This window comes from Alteromonas sp. ABH2_165 (assembly GCF_056159945.1).
Window position 1 is genome coordinate 85,341 of record NZ_JBSWWF010000004.1, and the last position, 19,875, is coordinate 105,215.

At 48.1% G+C, this 19,875-nt stretch carries 14 protein-coding genes; 11 read left to right on the plus strand and 3 right to left on the minus strand.

Going from position 1 to position 19,875, the window contains the following annotated elements:
• Window positions 1–8: 8 nt before the first annotated feature.
• The 3 genes from rutC to ACXAFQ_RS09415 all read left to right on the plus strand — a co-directional run bounded on the left by rutC (window position 9) and on the right by ACXAFQ_RS09415 (window position 2,738).
• Window positions 9–392 carry a pyrimidine utilization protein C gene (gene rutC, locus ACXAFQ_RS09405; protein WP_474820616.1) on the plus strand — a complete coding sequence of 128 codons (384 nt, stop codon included), beginning with the start codon at window positions 9–11 and terminating at the stop codon, window positions 390–392.
• A complete protein-coding gene (rutD, locus tag ACXAFQ_RS09410; RefSeq protein WP_474820620.1) occupies window positions 382–1,212 on the plus strand; it encodes a pyrimidine utilization protein D in 831 nt (276 codons plus the stop codon). The genes rutC and rutD overlap by 11 nt, the downstream gene beginning before the upstream one ends.
• Window positions 1,213–1,280: 68 nt before the next feature.
• Entirely contained in the window at window positions 1,281–2,738 is a 1,458-nt protein-coding gene (locus tag ACXAFQ_RS09415) for an NCS1 family nucleobase:cation symporter-1 (protein ID WP_474820622.1), read from the plus strand.
• A 21-nt stretch (window positions 2,739–2,759) separates the two neighbouring features.
• On the opposite strand, the gene ACXAFQ_RS09420 is transcribed toward ACXAFQ_RS09415, so the two are convergent.
• Window positions 2,760–3,509 carry a sulfite exporter TauE/SafE family protein gene (locus ACXAFQ_RS09420; protein WP_474820625.1) on the minus strand — a complete coding sequence of 250 codons (750 nt, stop codon included), beginning with the start codon at window positions 3,507–3,509 and terminating at the stop codon, window positions 2,760–2,762.
• A 133-nt stretch (window positions 3,510–3,642) separates the two neighbouring features.
• On the opposite strand from ACXAFQ_RS09420, the gene ACXAFQ_RS09425 reads away from it, so the two are divergent.
• From ACXAFQ_RS09425 to ACXAFQ_RS09455, 7 genes are all read left to right on the plus strand, one after another.
• The gene (locus ACXAFQ_RS09425; protein WP_474820627.1) at window positions 3,643–6,948 is read left to right on the plus strand and encodes a S41 family peptidase; all 3,306 of its coding nucleotides are present in this window, start codon (window positions 3,643–3,645) and stop codon (window positions 6,946–6,948) included.
• A 404-nt stretch (window positions 6,949–7,352) separates the two neighbouring features.
• Window positions 7,353–8,420 (plus strand): branched-chain amino acid aminotransferase, encoded by a 1,068-nt coding sequence (locus ACXAFQ_RS09430; protein WP_474820630.1) that lies wholly within the window; start codon window positions 7,353–7,355, stop codon window positions 8,418–8,420.
• 121 nt (window positions 8,421–8,541) lie between these two features.
• Window positions 8,542–9,012 (plus strand): CreA family protein, encoded by a 471-nt coding sequence (locus ACXAFQ_RS09435; protein ID WP_474820633.1) that lies wholly within the window; start codon window positions 8,542–8,544, stop codon window positions 9,010–9,012.
• A gap of 110 nt (window positions 9,013–9,122) precedes the next feature.
• On the plus strand, window positions 9,123–10,229 hold the full coding sequence (locus ACXAFQ_RS09440) for an adenosylhomocysteinase (RefSeq protein ID WP_474820636.1): 1,107 nt from the start codon (window positions 9,123–9,125) through the stop codon (window positions 10,227–10,229).
• A gap of 198 nt (window positions 10,230–10,427) precedes the next feature.
• The gene (locus tag ACXAFQ_RS09445) at window positions 10,428–10,556 is read left to right on the plus strand and encodes a hypothetical protein (protein ID WP_474820639.1); all 129 of its coding nucleotides are present in this window, start codon (window positions 10,428–10,430) and stop codon (window positions 10,554–10,556) included.
• A gap of 2 nt (window positions 10,557–10,558) precedes the next feature.
• On the plus strand, window positions 10,559–11,677 hold the full coding sequence (locus ACXAFQ_RS09450) for an RNA polymerase sigma factor (RefSeq protein ID WP_474820643.1): 1,119 nt from the start codon (window positions 10,559–10,561) through the stop codon (window positions 11,675–11,677).
• 238 nt (window positions 11,678–11,915) lie between these two features.
• Entirely contained in the window at window positions 11,916–16,559 is a 4,644-nt protein-coding gene (locus ACXAFQ_RS09455) for a hypothetical protein (protein ID WP_474820647.1), read from the plus strand.
• 65 nt (window positions 16,560–16,624) lie between these two features.
• Here ACXAFQ_RS09455 and ACXAFQ_RS09460 read toward each other — a convergent pair whose 3' ends face one another.
• Both ACXAFQ_RS09460 and ACXAFQ_RS09465 read right to left on the minus strand, forming a co-directional pair.
• On the minus strand, window positions 16,625–17,521 hold the full coding sequence (locus ACXAFQ_RS09460) for a cation diffusion facilitator family transporter (protein ID WP_474820651.1): 897 nt from the start codon (window positions 17,519–17,521) through the stop codon (window positions 16,625–16,627).
• A 177-nt stretch (window positions 17,522–17,698) separates the two neighbouring features.
• Window positions 17,699–18,577: a LysR family transcriptional regulator gene (locus ACXAFQ_RS09465; RefSeq protein WP_474820655.1), complete on the minus strand. Its 879-nt coding sequence runs from the start codon at window positions 18,575–18,577 to the stop codon at window positions 17,699–17,701.
• 219 nt (window positions 18,578–18,796) lie between these two features.
• On the opposite strand from ACXAFQ_RS09465, the gene ACXAFQ_RS09470 reads away from it, so the two are divergent.
• A complete protein-coding gene (locus tag ACXAFQ_RS09470) occupies window positions 18,797–19,846 on the plus strand; it encodes a WD40/YVTN/BNR-like repeat-containing protein (RefSeq protein ID WP_474820659.1) in 1,050 nt (349 codons plus the stop codon).
• The last annotated feature ends 29 nt before the right edge of the window (window positions 19,847–19,875 follow it).

Genomic DNA, 19,875 nt, shown 5'->3' on the forward strand with positions numbered 1-19,875 from the left:
AAATGCCCATGAGCAAGAAAGCAATTATTCCCGCAGGCACCGGCGTGCCTATCGCTCCATTTGTACCCGGCACCATGGCCGACAACATCGTATATGTCTCTGGCACACTGCCGTTCGATAAAGATAACAACGTGGTGCATGTGGGGGATGCTGAAGCGCAAACCCGTCACGTACTGGAAACCATTAAAAGCGTGATTGAGGAAGCCGGAGGCACTATGGATGATGTGACCTTCAACACCATTCTGCTCACCGACTGGGCCAATTACGGCGCGATCAATAAGGTGTACGCTGAGTACTTTCCGGGGGAGAAACCGGCCCGCTACTGCATTCAAGTGGGGCTGGTGAAGCCGGAAGCGTTAGTGGAAATAGCCAGTATCGCCCATGTCGGATAAGCCGGTGTTGTACTATGAAATACATGAGCCTGCCGGAGCCAGCGATGCCGGAAATGAAGACGCGCCCACGCTGGTATTAAGTTCAGGACTGGGCGGATCGGCTAACTTCTGGAAACCGCAACTTGAGGCGATGACAAAGAACTTCCGGGTGATCACTTACGATCACCTCGGTACAGGACGCAGTCCGGCGGCACTGCCGGAAAGCTACACGATTGCAGATATGGCGGATGAATTACTGGCGTTGCTTGATAGTCTGGACGTTACCGAATGCCATCTTATTGGCCACGCGCTAGGCGGACTAGTCGGGCTGGAACTGGCGCTCAAACGTCCGTCCATGCTCACAAGCCTCATCCCCATCAATGCCTGGAGCTGTCCGAATATCCATTCAGCCCGCTGTTTTAATATCCGCAAAGCGTTATTGGCAGCAGGAGACAAAGCAGCGTTCTTGCAGATGCAGGCGCTGATCCTGTACCCGCCTGACTGGATTGTGGAACACGCTGAAGCATTGCAGGCTGAAGAAGCGCACATGCTTGCGCATTTTCCTGATGAGGCCAACCTGCTAGCGCGTATTGAGGCGTTAACCACATTCAATATTGATGATCGTCTGTCCGGCATCGAAACCGATACGTTTATTATCGCCAACCGTGATGATTTGCTGGTACCGTGGAAACGCTCACAAATCCTCGCCGCCAGACTGTCCTGTGCGGCTATATCGGTGCTGGATTATGGCGGCCATGCATGTACTGTTACCGTACCCAATATCGTGAATGATCTCATCCTCACTCACCTTTCGGGATATGTGTCAGAGGAGACATCCTGACGATAGTCGCGTAGATGCGGTAAGCTGCCACTTAGATATTTCATCAACATCATTAGGGCCCTGAAGGAATGGAAAAACAACGCAGTTTGCCTGCACACGATGCAGACCTGTGGAACGCGGATTTAGCACCCACTGCATCTGAGGCGCGCACCTGGACCTGGGCGCATTATGCGTCGCTCTGGGTTGCCATGGTGGTATGCGTACCCAGCTATATGATGGCCGCCGGCCTGGTTTCGGAGGGCATGAACTGGTGGCAGGCTGTGACCACCGTATTGCTGGGCAACGCCATTGTGCTGGTGCCCATGCTGCTGATTGGTCACGCGGGGGCGAAGTACGGTGTGCCGTTTCCAGTATTACTGCGTTCTTCCTTCGGCACCCGTGGCGCCCGCATTCCTGCGGTAGCGAGAGGACTTGTGGCCTGTGGCTGGTTTGGTATTCAGACCTGGGTTGGCGGTTCCGCCATTTACGTTATCTTGAATGCCGTCACTGGTGATGCGCTAGTCACCAATCCTTTGCCGTTCCTTGGCATCGATGTGGCACAAACCATCTGTTTTCTATTGTTCTGGGCGCTGCATCTGGTGTTTATTAAATTCGGTACCGATTCCATCCGCTGGCTGGAAACCTACGCAGCACCGTTTTTGATCGCCATGGGGCTGGCGCTGCTGATATGGGCGTATCTCAAAGCCGGCGGTTTTGGTGAAATGTTGTCAGCACCGTCGCAATTTGTGCAAGGCGGGGCAAAGGAGGGGCAGTTTATGTCCACCTTCATTCCTGGTCTTACCGCTATGGTTGGGTTCTGGGCGACCATGGCGCTGAATATTCCCGATTTTACCCGCTTTGCCCGCAGTCAGCGGGATCAAATTATTGGTCAGGCAATTGGCCTGCCGCTGCCTATGGCGTTGTTTGCGTTCATCGGTGTAGCGGTGACATCTGCGACAGTCACCATTTACGGTGAGGCTATCTGGGATCCGGTAGTGCTGGCCGGAAGAATGGGCGGCATGGGCGTGGTAATCGCATTGGCAGCACTGGCGCTGGCAACATTAACCACCAATCTGGCAGCAAATATTGTTGCCCCCGCCTATGGTTTCTCCAACCTGAACCCACAAAAAATCAGCTTTAAGATGGGTGGTTACATCACTGCCGGTATCGGCATTGCCATCTTCCCGTGGAAACTTCTGGAAACCGCCGGTGGCTATCTGTTTACCTGGCTGGTGGGATATTCCGCGCTGCTTGGCCCTATCGCGGGCATTCTGATTGCAGACTATTTTATTCTGCGAAAATGTCAGCTCGATGCGGATGCACTGTTTACACATGACGGTGAATACGGGGCTGACAACGGCTGGAACCGGGCAGGGTTAGTCGCCCTGGTAGTCGGTATTCTGCCGAATCTGCCCGGGTTTCTGCATGCTGCTGGTGTAGTGGAGAGCGTGCCTGTTATCTTCGATAATCTCTATGCGTATGCCTGGTTTGTTGGCGTCGCGGTGGCAGGCGGGCTTTATCTGTTAATGGCAAAACGACCGATGTAATGCTTACCGCCCGCGCTGATATCACAGTGTGCCGGGCAGCAGCGCAACAGCGGCAACCAGGGTCATCACAATCACCAGCCAGCGATAGTGCACCTCACTGATCATCTTCACCAGCCAAATCCCCGTGTATACACCGGCAATAATCAATGGCAGGGCAAGTAAGTCCAGCTGCAGGGTTTCCCACGTAATGGTTTCCCATACAAAAACGTGAAACGGCACTTTGAACAGGTTTATAACCAGGAAGAACCACGCCGCGGTGCCAATAAACACATTCTTCGGCAGACGCATACTCAGCAGATACACCGCCATTACCGAACCAGCTAGATTACCTACCATGGTGGTAAAGCCGCCCATCACACCCGTAACGGCCGCAAAAGCGTGATTATCTGGCACCGCCGTTTTGCGCTTTTCCAGCCACAGCATCAGGCCCACACTTAGAAAAATAATCACCGCCATAATTTGTACGAAGAGTGCATCGTCGATGGATTCCCCCAGCCAGGTACCCAGCAGTACGCCGACAATCGCAGGAGGGAACAGTTTCATCAGAAAGCGCCAGTTTGCGTGACGATGGTAGTGATAGACTGCAAAGATGTCAGCGGCAATCAGCATGGGCAGCATAATGCCCGACGAACCTTTCCCGCCGAACAGCAGCGCCAGCAATGGCACTGAAAGCAGGGTGGTTCCGTGAATACCGGCCTTGGCAAGGCCAACCATAAAGCCGATTGCCAGCACGATACTGACATCCGCAACAGAAAGGGTGTCTAAAAGCAAAAGGGTTCCTTAGCACTGAATGAGGGCAGAAGACGGTTGTCTGTTGTTACGCATTGTGTTCAGGTTATGAAAAGAACAGCCCGCAACAAACCATTATTTTAATTATAAAGCACTTAGAACAGGGAAAACATCAATGAAATCCGCACTTTCTTTTTGTGGTGCCCTTGGACTACTGAGTCTGACGGTGACACAGGCGCTGGCTGCGCCGGGTTATTTCCGCGAGCCAGCCATTCATGATAACCAGCTGGTATTCAATGCCGAAGGGGATCTCTGGTCAGTCACACTGAAAGATAACCAAAAAGGTGACTACGCCGCTACTCGCCTGACCACGCAACTTGCTGATGAAACTCAGCCGGTGATCTCCCCCGATGGGAAACAACTGGCTTTTGTTGCTAATTATGAAGGCGCGCCTGAAGTCTACATCAAACCTATTCGCTGCGGTCTGGCTGAGCGTGTCACATTCGAAAATTCGGGTATGAAGCTGCATCAGTGGACCGCTGACGGAAAAATCCTGTACAGCACCAACAGCCGGGTGGGCCCGACCAACAGCTATGTGCTGAAACTGCTGGATGTGAAAAGCGGTAAAACCACCACTCTGCCGCTGGCTGACGCCGTAGAAGGTGTAATTGATGATAAAGGCGAGTGGCTCTACTTCGTTCGCTTCGGTCTGCAACTTTCCGGCGACAATGCCAATTATTATCAGGGCGGCGCGAAAGGGCGTTTATGGCGCTGGAAACTGGGCTCTACCCAAGAAGCTGAGCTTCTAACGGCAGAGCACGAAGGGTCTATCCGCACACCAATGCTAAATGAAAACCGACTGTTTTTTATCAGCAATCAGGACGGCATCGACAACCTGTGGTCAATGACGCTAGATGGCAAGGCAGCGCGAAAAGAAACGCAATATGATGACTGGACCGTGCGCGGCGCTGCGATAGGGAATGGCAAAGCGGTGTATCAGAACGGTGCTGATCTGGTAGTGCGGGATCTGAAAGCGGGCAGCAATAAAACCCTGCCGATCCAGCTTGTTTCCGATTTTCCATATTTGCGTGAGCATTGGGACAACAGCCCACTGGAATTGCTGAAAAACGTGTCCTTAGCCAACACGGGTGATGCAGTAGTGATTACTGCTCGTGGACGTATTGCGGTTGCCACCACAGATGGCTCCCGATTGGTTGAAATTGCCACACCGGAAGACTCTCGGAGCCGTCAGGCGCTACTGAGCAAAGACCGCAAATGGGTGTATGCGCTTAACGATGCCAGCGGTGAACTGGAGATCTGGCGTTTCGCTGCTGATGGCTCCGCGCAGGCAGAACTGCTTACTCACGGCGCATCAACCTATCGCTGGCAGTTGTCTTTGTCGCCTGATGGCAATTGGCTCGCCTTTGACGACAAAGCTGGTGCAGTTTGGCTAATGAATCTCGAAGATAAGTCGCAGGTGAAAGTGTTCGACGACAGCGATGGTTTGTTTGCTAAGTCTGACATTGTGTGGTCTGGTGACAGCAATATGCTGGCGGTTACCCGCACGAAAACCGGTAACGAACGTAACAGCGTTTTCCTCTACTCTCTGCAAGATAACAAAGGGCAAGATGTCACGTCGGATAAATACCAGTCTTACTCGCCTGCTTTTAGCGCAGATGGCAAATGGCTCTATTTCCTGTCGGAACGCAACTTTGTGGCTACACCATCAAACCCGTGGGGCGACCGCGCCATGGGTACCGAGTTTGATAAGCGCACGCAGATCTTCGCCCTTAATCTAACCGATGACGCGGATTTTAGTTTTTCTGCACCAACGGAACTCACTCGAGTAGAACAAGAAGCTGATAGCAAAGACGACGAAAACACCGAGCAGGACGAGGATGGAAAAGAAGCCAACGATTCCGGCAGAATACAATGGGATGGCCTGAATGCGCGGCTCTGGCAGGTACCTGTTGCACCAGGCAATTATTTTGGACTGAGTGCGAACAAGTCTCTGCTGTTTGTTAGTGACCGAAGTGGGAGAAACGCCACCCTCAAAGCGTTGGAATTTAAACACGACGCTAAATTGAAGACGGTTACCTCCGGTATTGCAGGATACGAACTGTCGGCAGATGGCAAAGCTATGTTTGTGTTCAAAAGAGGTAATGGCAACAAGAACATGTACATTGTGCCGGCAAAAAACAGCTTTCCCAAAGATCTCTCCGACGCGCAGGTAAAAGCGGGTGACTGGCAGATGCGGATTAATCCGCAAAAAGAGTGGGCGCAAATGTTTCACGACGCCTGGCTGATGCACCGTGAATCGTTGTTCGACCCTACTATGCGCGGCGTCGACTGGGAACAGGTTGAAAATAAGTATGCACCGCTGTTAAAACGCGTTACTCATCGTGATGAACTCAATGACGTATTCGCGCAAATGATGGGTGAAATGAATACCTTGCACAGTCAGGTGCGGGGCGGTGATATTCCCATCGATAAAGCGCAGCCTAAAGCTGCCATGCTGGGTGGCGTGTTTAATGACACGGAACAGGGCGTGAAAATCACCCATATCTATCGCTACGATACCGAAGTACCGTCGGATGCGCCGCCGCTGGCACAAGCCGGAGTCGATGCACAGGAAGGTGACATCATCGAGTCTGTTAATGGCCGCGACGTAAAAACAGAGGCACAACTGGTGAGTGCACTGCTGAACAAAGCCGGTAAACAGGTGCTGCTTGGACTGGTGCGAAACGGTGAGAAACTGAAAACCGTTGTTACGCCGGCAACCACAGGTAAAGATTTCGGCTTACGTTATCAAGATTGGGTACTGGCTAACGGCGAGAAGGTGAGTGAAGCCAATGAAGATATTGGCTATTTGCATCTGTACGCAATGGGCGGTGGTGATGTGGCTAACTTTGCCCGAGAGTTTTATGCCCAGTATCGCAAAGACGGACTCATTATTGACGTGCGCCGTAATCGCGGCGGGAACGTCGACAGTATGATTCTGGAGAAGTTGCTGCGTCGTGTGTGGATGTTCTGGCAATATCCTGATGGCAGTACCGGCACGAATATGCAGCAAACTTTCCGTGGTCATCTGGTAGTGTTAGCCGACCAGTTTACCTACTCCGACGGTGAAACCTTTACCGCAGGTGTGCGCGCCATGCGCATTGCGCCGGTGATCGGCAAAACCACGGCGGGTGCCGGTGTGTGGCTAACTGGCCGAAATTCGGTGGCAGATAACGGTATGGCCCGTGTTGCAGAATTCCCGGTATTCGCTGCCGATGGGCGCTGGATCACCGAAGGACGAGGCATCAGCCCAGACATCGAAGTGGATAATTTGCCCTATGCCACATTCAACGGCGAAGATGCCCAGCTTAACGCAGCGATTAAGTATCTCGAGGAGCAGATTAAACTGAACCCCATTAATCCGCTGAAAGGTGAGGCCTTCCCGGATGCAAGAACGCCAGCGAAGGATGTGAATAAATAAGTCTGCGGCGCATTAACTGCGCGGAAGTAGCTGCGTGAAAGTAAAAGACCCGGTATGAAAATATCGGGTCTTTTTCTCGGCAGGTGAAAATGCACTAACGACCACATAACCGATTTCGAAACAGTCGGTCATCTGTCGGTTTGCCGTCGACAGCCCCTTGTTCGTCTATCAAGCAGAATAAACCGCCTCCTCGTACTTCTTTCTAAGCGGTGTCTGCGCTAAACTGCGAACCAGCAACGACCATGTCTTCGTCGGTTCACTCTGGCAGCCTGGTGATCAACGGCTGTCGCCGCCTCCAGCACATTGCTTAAACTGGATCTCCGAATCTGACCCATACTGTCTTTTCGACAATCGTGTCGTCTGCTTTTTCCGAAACAATGAGTGTTTAATTAGTGAGGGTTGAGATGTCTATTGAAGTGTTGCCTCTGGATGCCGACAAACGCGGCGAATGTCCCCAGGAGTTTAGTTTTGGCGCAGTATTTTCTGATCACATGTTCCGCCAGGTCTTCGACAAAGGTGTGGGTTGGCATGATGCGCAAATCGTCCCTTATCAGGCACTTCAATTAGACCCTTCCGCCGCGGTTCTACACTACAGCCAGGAAATCTTTGAGGGCTTAAAAGCGTATCGTCGTGAAGACGGTAAGATTAACCTGTTCCGTCCGGAAGCGAACTGCCGTCGTTTCAACCGTTCAGCAACGCGTATGGTTATGCCTGAGGTGGAAGAAAGCTTACACCTGGAAGCACTGAAAAAGCTGGTTAAGCTCGATGCAGCCTGGGTGCCTTCTAAAGACGGTTCATCGCTGTATATTCGTCCGGCGATGATTGCAACCAGCAGCAAGCTGGGTCTGGGCGCCAGCTCACAATATACCCACTTCATTATCACTGGCCCATCTGGTGCGTACTTCGCTGGCGGTTTTAATCCTATTGCGGTTTATATTACCGATGAATACCGTCGCGCAGTGGCTGGTGGTGTCGGTGAAGCGAAAACCGGTGGTAACTATGCGGCCAGCCTGATGGCGTCTGAGAAAGTGGCCGAACTGGGTTACTCACAGGTATTGTGGCTGGATTCGGTTCATGGACAATATATTGAAGAAGTGGGTGCGATGAACATTTGCTTCGTTTACGAAGGCAAAAAGATTGTTACCCCTGCACTTAGTGGTAGCATCCTGCCAGGCATCACCCGTGATTCTATTCTGAAACTGGCACCAACCCTTGGTTACGAAGTCAGCGAAGAGCGCATGGATGTGAATCAGGTTGTGGCTGATATCGAATCAGGCAAAATCACAGAAGTGTTTGGCTGTGGCACCGCGGCAGTTATCTCTCCAGTAGGTAAACTGTGCTTTATGCAAAAAGATTACGTAGTAAATAACAACGAATCAGGCCCAGTTTCCAAGCATCTATATGACCAGTTAACCGGTATTCAATACGGTAAAATTGAAGACCCTTTCGGCTGGATCACTACCATCGATTAAACGATGGATATGCATTAACAATGGCGCCTGATGGGCGCCATTTTTGTTTTCGCTGAACAAGCGCAATGAAAAACGCGCCGGAACATTGTACGCTGACAAAATAGAAAAAAGAGGATGTTTTATGAGAACCGGATTATGTGTTGCTGCGGCGAGCCTGCTGTTGCTTTCGGGTTGTTCCGACAATGAGGTGGGTGATGTGTCGTTGGGTTTATTTACCACTAAAGACATCAAAATTGATTCGCTGACCGACCCGGGTATTCCCGGCGTGACTTGTCATGTGGCAAGCATCGAAGCGAACTTGAGTCTGGCTGATCCATCGGATAGTTCAATTTCTTGCCGTCAAACCGGTGACATTACGCCCGCCATGCTGACAGAGATTGATAAATCGGACTCTGGTGAAGTGATATTCCGTAAGTCGAAAAGTGTGCTGTTTAAGAATATGAAAATCCGCCGGATCCTCGATAAGAAAAGTCAGACATTGATGTACCTCGCGTATTCCACTAAGGAAACATCAGGAAGCTTCAAGCACAGTTTGTCGACAGTGCCATTGTGGGGAACCAGTGCTTATCAAACGCCGTCGATGAAGGATTAATCTGCGTCTGACTAACGGCATGATAATTGGGGCGTTTTGCCGTTAAGATCCAGGCGAAGCCTGCTATGATGGCGCCCCGATTTATTCTTCCAATTTCTTCAGGCAATTACATGTATCAGAATTTTCAGGCCGAGCTAGACTGGGCAACCCTTCATATGACCCGTACCCGCGACGCGTTGGCGGCACTTCCCGACCTTAGCGGCGTTCGCCTTGCCTGTAACATGCACCTTGATCTGAAAATGGCGCCGCTGGTAGCAGGTCTATTGGATAAAGGCTGCGAAATATTTCTCACAACCTGTAACCCGACAACCGTGCAGGATGACGTAGTTGCTTATTTGGTGGGAAAAGGCGCAGTGGCTCACGCCTGGCGCGATATGAGCGACGCAGACTGGTCTGAATCTTTTGATAAAGCGCTGGCTTGGCAGCCAACACATCTGTGTGAAATGGGCGCAGATTTAACTACCCGTCTGCACGAGAGCGACGCATCAACCACGGTAAAAGCAGGTCTTGAAGCCACCGGTTCCGGTATCACGCGGTTAGGTGGTGTAGCCCCCCGTTACCCGATTTTTAACTGGGACGATTTGCCAGTAAAAGAAGGTCTGCATAATCGTCACATGGTGGGCTTGAGCGCCTGGCAGACGTTCTTCCAGACTACGCACCTCACACTGCATGAAAAGACGGTCGTGGTCATCGGTTATGGGCTGGTAGGACAAGGCGTGGCGGCATCTGCAAAAGCGTTCGGTGCGCAGGTGCAAGTGGCTGAACTTGATCCTGCTCGCGCACTGCAAGCCAAATATGATGGCTGGCCTGTCGTAAGCCTGGATGAAGCCGCGAAAGAGGCAGATGTACTTGCCACCGCCACCGGCGCGGCTGGTGTGGTAAGCGCGCGCCATCTGGATAACTTGAAAGACGGTGCGTTTGTGCTGAATGTGGGTCACGTGGCAAAAGAAATCGATGTGGCTTACCTGAAAGCCAATAGTACTGAATCTCTTCCTATGCCTTATGTGAATGCTTACAACCTTAACGGTAAAACGGTATTTCTTCTTGCCGATGGTTCTATGTTTAACCTGACTGCCGGATATGGCGACAGCATCAACGCATTCGACGTGACACTGGCTGTAATGGCTGCGGGTATCGGTTTTATTATCAATGAAGGTGAGAAATCACCGAACGGTTTGTATCTATTACCTGAAAAGGCGTGGAAGAAGGTGCTTTAGTGAGCATTTTAATTTTATAGACTCAGGAAGGCCCGGTTACTCATCGGGCTTTTGTTTAGTCACTCAATAATCTTCTAGTGGCATCACCAGAAAAAAATTTAAGTTAATTTGTCACAAACTCTTAAGTCTTCGTTTCCTTGTTAAGTACTCACCAATATGTACGCGGAGCTATGTACATTCACTGATAAGGAACAAAAAATGAAACTTCAACAACTTGCGAAAGCGCCACACGGTAAGGTAATAATGAACACTCAGTCTCGTCATTTTATTATGAATGACGACCCAGCCTGGCTGAATGAACAGATTAACCACTTTATCAAGGAATGATCATGAGTGTGCAAATCGCAGAACAAGACGTATTACTTGCCATGAAAGGCGACAACAACGCCTTTACCCGTCTAATCTATGCCACTCGAAATACCATCAGTTGCATCGCCCTGGCGATTGTGAAAGATCTCGATGCCAGTGAGGAAGTGGCGCAGCAGGTTTACATTCAATGCTGGCAAAAACTCAACACGTTGAAAAAACCGGCTAGCTTTTTACCCTGGCTCAGGCAGTCAACCCGCTATGCGGCGTTTAATTATCTTCGGGATAACCGGGTTACCGACAGAGTTGGGGGCGACGAGGCAGACTTACTTTTTTCACAGTTTTGTCTGGACGACGGCAATTCTGAAACGGTATTAAGTCGAAGCCAACAGGCACAAATTCTTGCAAGGGTAATTGACGACTTGCCGGAAGAAACCCGTGAAATTGTTCTGTTGTATTACCGTGAGGAGCAGTCTAGCGCACAGGTCGCGACATTGTTGTCGATTTCCGATGCATCGGTTCGTCAGCAACTAAGCCGAGCGCGTCAGACATTGAAAGGAAAACTGCTGGATAAATCCGGAGCCCTTATTCTGTCGACAGCGCCCACACTGACTATTAGTTCAGTACTTGTCGCTAGTGCGGGCATAAGTTCGCCCGCTCAGGCTGCCACTGTTTCAGGTGCAAGTTCGTCAACAGCTATGAAAGGCGGTTTGATAGGTGCGCTACAATGGATATTCAGCGGCGCCATGTTGGCTACATTTGCCGGTTTAATTGCAGTTTACCTGAGTGCAGAAATTCCGTTGCGTCGCATGCGAAACGAAGGTCGAAAAGTAGCGCTGAGAAAAGAACGTAAGCGCACCATGATTGGCATCGGTATTACTGGCGTTTTGCTGACCGCTGCCTACGAATTCACTTCGGGGTGGGTATTCCCGATTGTGGCCTACGAACTCATGATGGTTGTGATTTTCGTACAAACCCGCAAAACGCAAATCATTATCGCCGCCGATGAAAATACAAGAGGCAAAAGAGCGTTGTCGGTTTTCGGTTCCTGCTCCGGTACTTTCTGGCTTCTTATAGGAATAACTCTAGGTAATTTAGGGATGATCGCGGGGCTGTATACAAGTGGAAGGCCGTTTTGGTAAAGCGTCTGCCCCAAATTAATATTTATCGGTAACTCTTTAGTTATAAGCATCGTATTGCTCGTTTTCTAGCGTTATACGGTGTTTATATTTGTTTTTATATCGCTTTTTTCTTATTGAAAGAGAGTACTGTGAACGCTATGATGAGGTTAATTTTTATACAATTATTCAGTTATAACGTTTAGTGGTTACTGCAGTTCGACTTCGATAGGATGTGACGTTATTAAAGCAAGGATGCTTTATGACACCGCTTAAGCGTAACCTCTCGCGACTATTATTCCTGATCCTCGTTCTTCTCCTTGGCGGCACCCTTTTCGGTATTGTTTATTTTCTGAAAATGGAGAGGAATGAAGATATTCTCAATACGCTTTATTTCCGTGAATTGCAACAGATTGAAGGCACCATTCACCGAACGTTGAAGAAGGTAGAAAAAACCTCCGCTTATTCCTTGCCAGAAAACTTTCAAGCTGATGAAAATCGTCTAGAGAGGGCCAAAAATAATATCCGCTTGCTTAGTATGTCTTCGAACGAACTTCGTGATTTAAAAGTCCTGAATTTTGATGAGAAGAGAAAATTTACAAATGACGTTATAAAAAACAAGCCTGTATTTACATTTTCTTTGCCGGAATACGATACTGTCAGGTTTGAACAGACTGGATACTATGGTACGAATACTGAACTGACACTCACCCTTCAGAGCAGCATAACACATGTGTTAGGCATGAGACTTAATCGTTTCCAGACGGTTGCGTTAGTTGAAGAAGGCGGTGAAGTTAAAAGTGTAGTTAACAACGCTACGAAACTCGTCGATGATCCTGAATTGTTTTTCAGGAATATCAGCAACCTGGCGCCGGTATTTGACTCGGAAGGCGATGAGAGAAGTGCCCACAATACTTCCTCCCAGTTAATACGTCTTTCAGGTACCCGTTACAATGATGTGGAGTTTGATGATACGACGTACCGGGTTTATCTTCACCCTATAACAAGTAAGGGGATGAGTGCGGATGACAAAAATTACTATCTTGTCGGTATCGTAAAGAAGCGGCTGATCATTTCCCAAAAGTTAAAGTTGCCACCAGATATGCTGATGTGGCTGATTTTAGCTCTGATATTACTTATTGCCATTATCCCGCTGCTTAAGCTTCGTTTTATCAGCGCCACCTATCCTATTCAACCGGCAGATAAAAGTCAGATCGTATTAGGCCTCATTGTCGCTGTAGGAATTATTACCATCGGACTTTCACAACAATTATTCCAGGATTACCTCATCGATGTAAAAGATAAGCAACTTAAAAAGTTACATCAGGAAATTAGTCGGGAAGTCACAGATGAATTAAAGACGTTAATGGACATTACGTCTGATTTATTGACTTTTAACGTAAATGAATCTAACGGGATTGCTTCCGGTGATAAAGACGGTTCGCAAGCTTTTTATCAAAATTCGCTTCCGCACCCGTTTCCTAATATCTGTCATTATGGAATTCAGAGGGAACTGTTAGAATCTTGTGTCAATTCGTTGGTTGAATTTTCATTGACTGAAATTCCTTGGAAACCTGGTAGCCTATCGTATGTGCATGGCTTCCTGCTTACTTTTTTAACTCTTCCGAACCCCCTTGATGCTAATTGTTATGAATCATTCTTTGAAATAAGTTCTCCGTGGCAGCCAAGCTACTCAGACATAAAGGGCGCGAAACCTATCTATGATGAAAGCCTGCTGAACCCTAAATTGCTCGGAAGGAAAGTTCTCGGCCGAAATAATTGTTATTTTCTTGAGTCCTTCGCCAGTCTGAATGATAAAGGCTATGTCATTGACGATAAATCTATGCCTGTTTCATATATATCGGCAAATATTGTAAACACTACCAAGCTCGAACTATCAAGCCGGGAATATTTCAAAGCAGGATTAAAGGATGAATATTGGGAAATAAATTTTGATGATGGCTATTCCCAGAAGGTTTTCATGGAGCGAGTATTTAATATTGAAGATGGCCGTAGAAATCTCATGTTTACCGTTCCACCTTTATATGAAGGTAAAGCCTCAGCAGATAAGTCCACGAATAAATTGAAAATGTATTTTGCAGGTACAAGATTGTCTTCTCTTACAGACCGGATCTTACCTGATAGTTTTGGTTTTGCCGTAATTGACGACAAGGGTAAGGTTATTTTTCATAGTGACGATTCATTAAGTCTGATTGAAAACTTTATTATTGAAACCAGCCAACATGCGTTACTGAGAGCAGCTATTAACTCAGGAACAAAGCAGAGCGTTCCCATCCAGTTAGATTATAAAGGGGTACCTCACAGGATGGTCATGGGCTCACTGTTGATCCCTGACATCCCAAACAACATTCCATGGCATCTGGTCGTATTTTTCGACCCTACTGAAGTGAATACCAACAACATGGTAATGGTATTCACCACCGTTTTTCTTTTTTTACTTGTTGTCATTCCAGGGTTCGTCATTTTTCGCTACGTTACTGTACAGTGCTTTTGGGGAGATCTTTGCTATTTCAATAGTAAAAAACGGCATTGCTATTCATGGGGGGCGTTGCTAATTTTTGCAGCTGGACTCTTTGTCACTCTGCAGATGGGGTGGGTTGTTAGCCTTAGCGGTCGACTGTTTCTCTGGGCCCTTACTGCAGGAATGCTGGCATATCTCTTAATATACTGCTGGCAACTACGCTACTCAATGTATTACAGATGGCGACGGCCTCTTTTTGCCTTTGCCGGTCTCTGCATTCCTGTGTTTATTGGCGCGCTTTTTACCTGGAACGATGACCACAAAATAATACTTGAGAATAAGGTCAGCGCTCTTACCGGGTTCGTGCTAATCGTAGCAGCCAGCAGCGCACTGCTAAAGAATAGCCAATGTAAATTATGGCAAAACCCCCTCATTAACAAAGTATGGGCAAAAGGTATTGTATACCCTTGCATTGCGGCGCTTGCGGTGATCGCGCTATATCAGAGTTTTCTCATCATTACCTGCATATTTATGCTAATAGGAATGTGGCAGATTGTGCTGCGTTATTACTGGAAGCCATCAAGCTCTAGGCCTAAAAACGACATAGAGAAAGTTCGCTTTTCAACCGGTCACGTCTGGTTCTTAACAAGTCTTATTTATTTTGCAGCAAGCGTACCTGCGACCATCATTCTTTTCAGTGCTCACGATTATCTGCTCTCCCGCCAGGCACTATTTGAAGAGCAGGCAATCAAACAAGAAATAGAAGAAAAAAATGAGTCATTTAATGAGTATATTCGATTTTTGGCTGGCGATGCCTGTGAAATGAAAAGCGAGCAGGGGCGCGTAGCCTACTCGCCATTTAAGTCTTTATGTAACGTTAAGTTAAGTAATAAATTTGAATTAATAACAGAGCGTTTCTTTAAATTGGAAAGAAACGTTGCTTATAAAACTCATATGCCTGAATGGGTGACGATTCATTCTGAAGTAAATGAAAGCACGACAAATTCTACAGATAAGTTATTTAACTATCTGTTCGGCTCAACCCTTGGTGAAACAGAGTTTATTAGTCAGCTTGCTTTAGCTGCGAAGAACGATTTAATGGAAAATAATCCGGCTGATGTGAGGCAACTGCAGTACCGGGCTGATTTGTTCTTAATGGAACCCTTGAAAACCCCTGGTGGGTTAATGATTGCAATGCTCATGTTTATCGGGATGCCTGCCGCGCTTTATCTGACCGTGAGACAACTGATAGTACGCCGGATGATGGGCGAACACATTCTGGGTCAGTATCAAGTGAATGAAATGGGGAGCGCCGGATATTCATATCAGTCTGATTTCCCTGAGCTGAATTTCCAAAAGCTAAAAATTGACGGTCGTTCGCAGTTGATTCTGAATACAACCAGACTTAAGGGTGAAATAGAATTACTCAAAATTTCTCAACAAAACGGCTCGTTTGTGATTTTTGACGACAGCGTGTTTCGTATTACAGAGTGTCTTGATAAATTTACTTGTATAGATGAACATTCTGATGCCTTCCATTTCGTGAAGAAGGTTGAAAGGTTTGTGAAAAAGCATTCTGGAGAAAATGTAGTGGTGGCGCTTTCTGCGCTTGAACAGTTAAGTCTGAATCCACAATCCAGGAAAGATGCATTGAGTTTACTTTTTGAATTGCATCTACATAAAGACATAGTTCTTGTGATGGTGGCCGAAACCGCTCCGCTCTATCGCCTGCTTAACCCGAACGCATACGAATTAGACGCATCAGTGATTCCGGATGTTGATGAGAAGGCCAGCTGGTCAAAACTGTTCGCAGAGTTTGATAAGTCTTATGCGTGGTCACCGATGCACAAATTTCTGCCAGAAAATCCGTTTAACGTTTGTGAGCTTCTTAGCCATGAATGTGCGGCCTGGCCAGAAATTAACTCCGTATGGCAGCAGCTTGAGATACAGAAAATACGGGAGCCTGAACAAGCGATAGAATTTATGCTGGTACATGCAGGCCCCCTCTATCGACGCAAATGGGAAGAATGCACCATTAATGAGAAAATCATTCTTTGGCGTATGGCCCACGGGGCAACGATTAATCCTCAAAGTGCAGTTACTATCGAACGTTTGGTTCGGCGCTGTTACTTATACAGAGACAAGGGATGGCATCTTATCAATGAAAGCTTCAGGCAGTTTGTACTGACTGCAGAACCCGAATCTGTGATGAAAAGCTGGATGGACAACACCAGCACTGGAGTCTGGAGCATCATACGGATCCCCATTTTTGCCATATTGCTGGTGTTGATGGCCGCCTTTATTTATTCCAGCGGTAGCTCTTTGGACTCTCTATTGGGAATTGCTACCGCGGCGCTTGGTCTCATTCCGTTGATGATAAAAAACCTGAGTTTATTAAAAGGTGGTGGCTCAGATATAGAATAGAGCTAATGAACTTGGCGTTGCTAATAAAAACAGGCCAAATAACGGCCTGTTCGAAGTGTTCCGCGCTAGCTGGCGATATTCACATTAATTTGAAGTTCCAGCGGTAACTTAGCCAAACGCTTCTGAATGGTTTCACGGGTTTTTTCGATATCTTTCACTCTGATGACATCACTGTCGTCTGGATAAATATCTACATCAACCCACAGTTCGCGACCTACTTTTGCCACACCCGCCAATTCAATTTCCTGATCTGAATCTTTACCCGCTTCCAGTACACTTTGATCGATACGTTCACGAATTTCTTCACTCGGCGCCATCAGGAAGATTTCGCGCAATGCCGATGTCAGCATATTCAGCGGTACTTTGATGAAATAAAGTGAGATAAGCAGCATCATCACCGGGTCGGCATAGACCGCATAGGCAGCCAGTGAGCTTTGTGTCATCAACCAAGCCACCACAAAGCCTGCAGTTACCGCCACACTTAACATAGTGTCCATTAGCCACTGGTCAGCTTCGGCATCCAGTAAACCTGAATGCTGACGTTTACTTTGTGCAGCAATTAATGCCCATACAGCAATACAGCCGAGCACGTTTACCACGCCAAACGCTGTGGCTACTGAGGCATCTACTTCACGACCGCCAGTTAGCAAGGCTTCTACCGCGGCGTAAAGTGAGTAACCCACTACGAGCAAGATAACAGCGCCTTTTATCGCAATCACGGCAGGTTCAAATACTGCGCGGCCAAAGGTGAAGCGATCACATGATGGCGCGGCGATGAAGCGGGCTGCAGCTAGCGACAATAAAGTTAACACCAGACTCACCAGAGAATAGGCACCATCGAACACAATAACCAGTGAATCTACAAGCAAACCAATCACCAGTCCGGCAACTGCAAAGAGCAGTGCAGAAAGGGCTGAGAGGGTCAGAGTACGCTTTTCATTGCGGCTTGTTTGGATACACATAAAATAAACACCTGTTGAAAACTGCGCTTATTTTCGTCCAATCGGGCTTTTTTACAACGGCATTCTCGTGTCTTAATCGGCCGGGAAAATCTGGTTTGATATATTTGTCAAAATAATCATAGGGATACGAGTAAAGTGTGGTGTCAATAAAATTGACGCTTAGCGGGGTGTTTATACTCAGAAGTCAAACAGATAGTCGCTTAGCTTATCCGCCAGCCACGCCATTGCAGGGTTATCCGCACTTCCGGTTAAACTAACCATGCAATAATCCTCTTGCGTTAAGCCGTAGGTATGACGGATTACGGCCAGGCGCTCTTCCCTGAGATGGTGGCGAATTAATGGTTCGGGTAATACCCCCCAGGCACTTTCTGTCAAAATAGTATTGAGCATAAATTCGAAGCTGGAAAAACCAATATAGCGGCGAGAGAAGGGTTCCAGACTCGAGTTATTCTGTTCATTCAAATAAACCATCGCGGCCTGCATGGACTTTCGCAAATCTTCGTCGGTGACCCGCTTTAGTTTAGTCAGCGGGTGCGATGCACCGCACACCGACATCATGCGAATTTTTCCCAATGGTTTATAGGTGATACGGGCGTCATCAAAACGTTCGTAATCTACACCAAAGGCATAATCGACTTGTTGAGTTGCGACCAGATTGGCGAGATCGCCGCTTGAGGCCAAAATAAGATTAAAGGACGTATTGGGAAACAGGTTGTTTAGCTGGTGGATAAATCCCTGCCATACCGAGTCGGGGAGGGAGTCGTCTGGCGCAATCCATACCTCGGCGGCAAATTCCTCGGTTACCTGGGCGCACGTACCGCGAATGCGAGTAGCGGTAATAAGCATACTTTCACAGTCTTTATAAATGGCTTTGCCGACTTCCGACAGCGCAATTTGATTGCCGGTACGCACGAATAAGTCTACACCAAGCTCACTTTCCAGCACTTTAATCGCCATGCTAAGTTTACTGCGATTGCATTCCAGTTGACGAGCCGCTTCAGACACTGAACCGGTGTCGGCGATGGCACAAAAGGCTTCTATCTGCGATAGATTCATATTGGTCTCGGTTGAACAGGTCTACCTATCATAATCGATCTTTCAATGAAAACGTGCAGCATCTGTTGAGGATTTCGATAAATTGCGGTCGTTAAGGTTTTGATTTCAGGACAAAGGTCAGTCTACACTGGTTGCCGCTCTGAATTACCCGTACCTCGATTTAATTATGCAAAGGAACATGCCCCGCTTATGAATAAATACCGAATTAAAAGACCTTCGATGAAAAACATCTCGCTTTCTACATTAATGATGTCCTTCTCGATGGCGTTTGCCAGTTTGGCGCCCTCTGCACATGCTACGGAAAAAGACGCACATGCCGCGGAAAATATCACTACCCATCAGCTCGATAAAGGTGTGTCGTTTCAGGCGGTCACCTGGCAAAACGATACGGTGGTTGCCAGCGGCAGTGGCGGCGGCATTTATCTTTCAGAGGATAACGGTTTGCAGTGGCGAAAAATTAATGGGCCTGCACGCTCTGATTTTTTGCAATTCAGAGACAACCAGTATTTGGAAAACGGTCAACTTATTGTGATGAGCGCCGGAGAAGGGAATAAATCGGGTATTTATATTAGTGGTGAAAAGGGAGAGCGTTGGCAGCAAGTATTGCAAGGGGAAGCGTCTTCTACATTTTATGACTGCTTTACAATGACAGATGAAAGCAACGGCTGGCTTTACGGAGATTCCGATGAGAAGGGGCTTTTTGTTCTCTCCACTGAGGATGGCGGAAAACATTGGCAACGTCTGAATTTGAACATCGAGGCGCAACCTTCTGAAGGGGGATTTGCCTCTAGTGGAACTTGCCTGAGCCGTTACAACGACAGCGGTATTATCATTGGTACCGGTAACGGCGAATCGTCGCGGCTACTCATTGAGGAAAACGGGGAATGGCAAAGCCTTGAAACCCCCATACCTGGTGGTGAGGCTGGCGGCGTTTTTTCAGTTCAGGTTGAAGGGAAGGCGATTTTCGTTGCTGGTGGCAGTCTGAAGGCTGCAGGCAAGCAGGCGGAAGCCTGGCTTTATCATTCGGGAAGCGGCAAGTGGGTTGCGTTGCCGCCACTCCCGCTCAGGGGAGCGGTTTACGGCTCGGCGCTGTTACCTACCTCGGAAGGTATTGAATACTGGGTGAGTAATCCAGATGGCGTGGCCGTGCTAAAGCCAGATGTCAGTGAATGGCAGGTGATCAGTAAAAGCAACATCTGGAGCATTGCCTGCCAGCAAAATAAGGGGTGTATCGGGGCCGGAAAAGAAGGGCTTATTGAAGTTTATTAGCCTATGCCTTTTCTGCTGAATGCTGGATA

Excerpts from the sequence above, each read along its gene's own strand:
- rutC (WP_474820616.1), top strand. The coding sequence starts at position 9 with ATGAGCAAGAAAGCAATTATTCCCGCAGGCACCGGCGTGCCTATCGCT.
- rutD (WP_474820620.1), top strand. The coding sequence starts at position 382 with ATGTCGGATAAGCCGGTGTTGTACTATGAAATACATGAGCCTGCCGGA.
- ACXAFQ_RS09415 (WP_474820622.1), top strand. The coding sequence starts at position 1,281 with ATGGAAAAACAACGCAGTTTGCCTGCACACGATGCAGACCTGTGGAAC.
- ACXAFQ_RS09425 (WP_474820627.1), top strand. The coding sequence starts at position 3,643 with ATGAAATCCGCACTTTCTTTTTGTGGTGCCCTTGGACTACTGAGTCTG.
- ACXAFQ_RS09430 (WP_474820630.1), top strand. The coding sequence starts at position 7,353 with ATGTCTATTGAAGTGTTGCCTCTGGATGCCGACAAACGCGGCGAATGT.
- ACXAFQ_RS09435 (WP_474820633.1), top strand. The coding sequence starts at position 8,542 with ATGAGAACCGGATTATGTGTTGCTGCGGCGAGCCTGCTGTTGCTTTCG.
- ACXAFQ_RS09440 (WP_474820636.1), top strand. The coding sequence starts at position 9,123 with ATGTATCAGAATTTTCAGGCCGAGCTAGACTGGGCAACCCTTCATATG.
- ACXAFQ_RS09445 (WP_474820639.1), top strand. The coding sequence starts at position 10,428 with ATGAAACTTCAACAACTTGCGAAAGCGCCACACGGTAAGGTAATAATG.
- ACXAFQ_RS09450 (WP_474820643.1), top strand. The coding sequence starts at position 10,559 with ATGAGTGTGCAAATCGCAGAACAAGACGTATTACTTGCCATGAAAGGC.
- ACXAFQ_RS09455 (WP_474820647.1), top strand. The coding sequence starts at position 11,916 with ATGACACCGCTTAAGCGTAACCTCTCGCGACTATTATTCCTGATCCTC.
- ACXAFQ_RS09460 (WP_474820651.1), bottom strand. The coding sequence starts at position 17,521 with ATGTGTATCCAAACAAGCCGCAATGAAAAGCGTACTCTGACCCTCTCA.
- ACXAFQ_RS09465 (WP_474820655.1), bottom strand. The coding sequence starts at position 18,577 with ATGAATCTATCGCAGATAGAAGCCTTTTGTGCCATCGCCGACACCGGT.
- ACXAFQ_RS09470 (WP_474820659.1), top strand. The coding sequence starts at position 18,797 with ATGAAAAACATCTCGCTTTCTACATTAATGATGTCCTTCTCGATGGCG.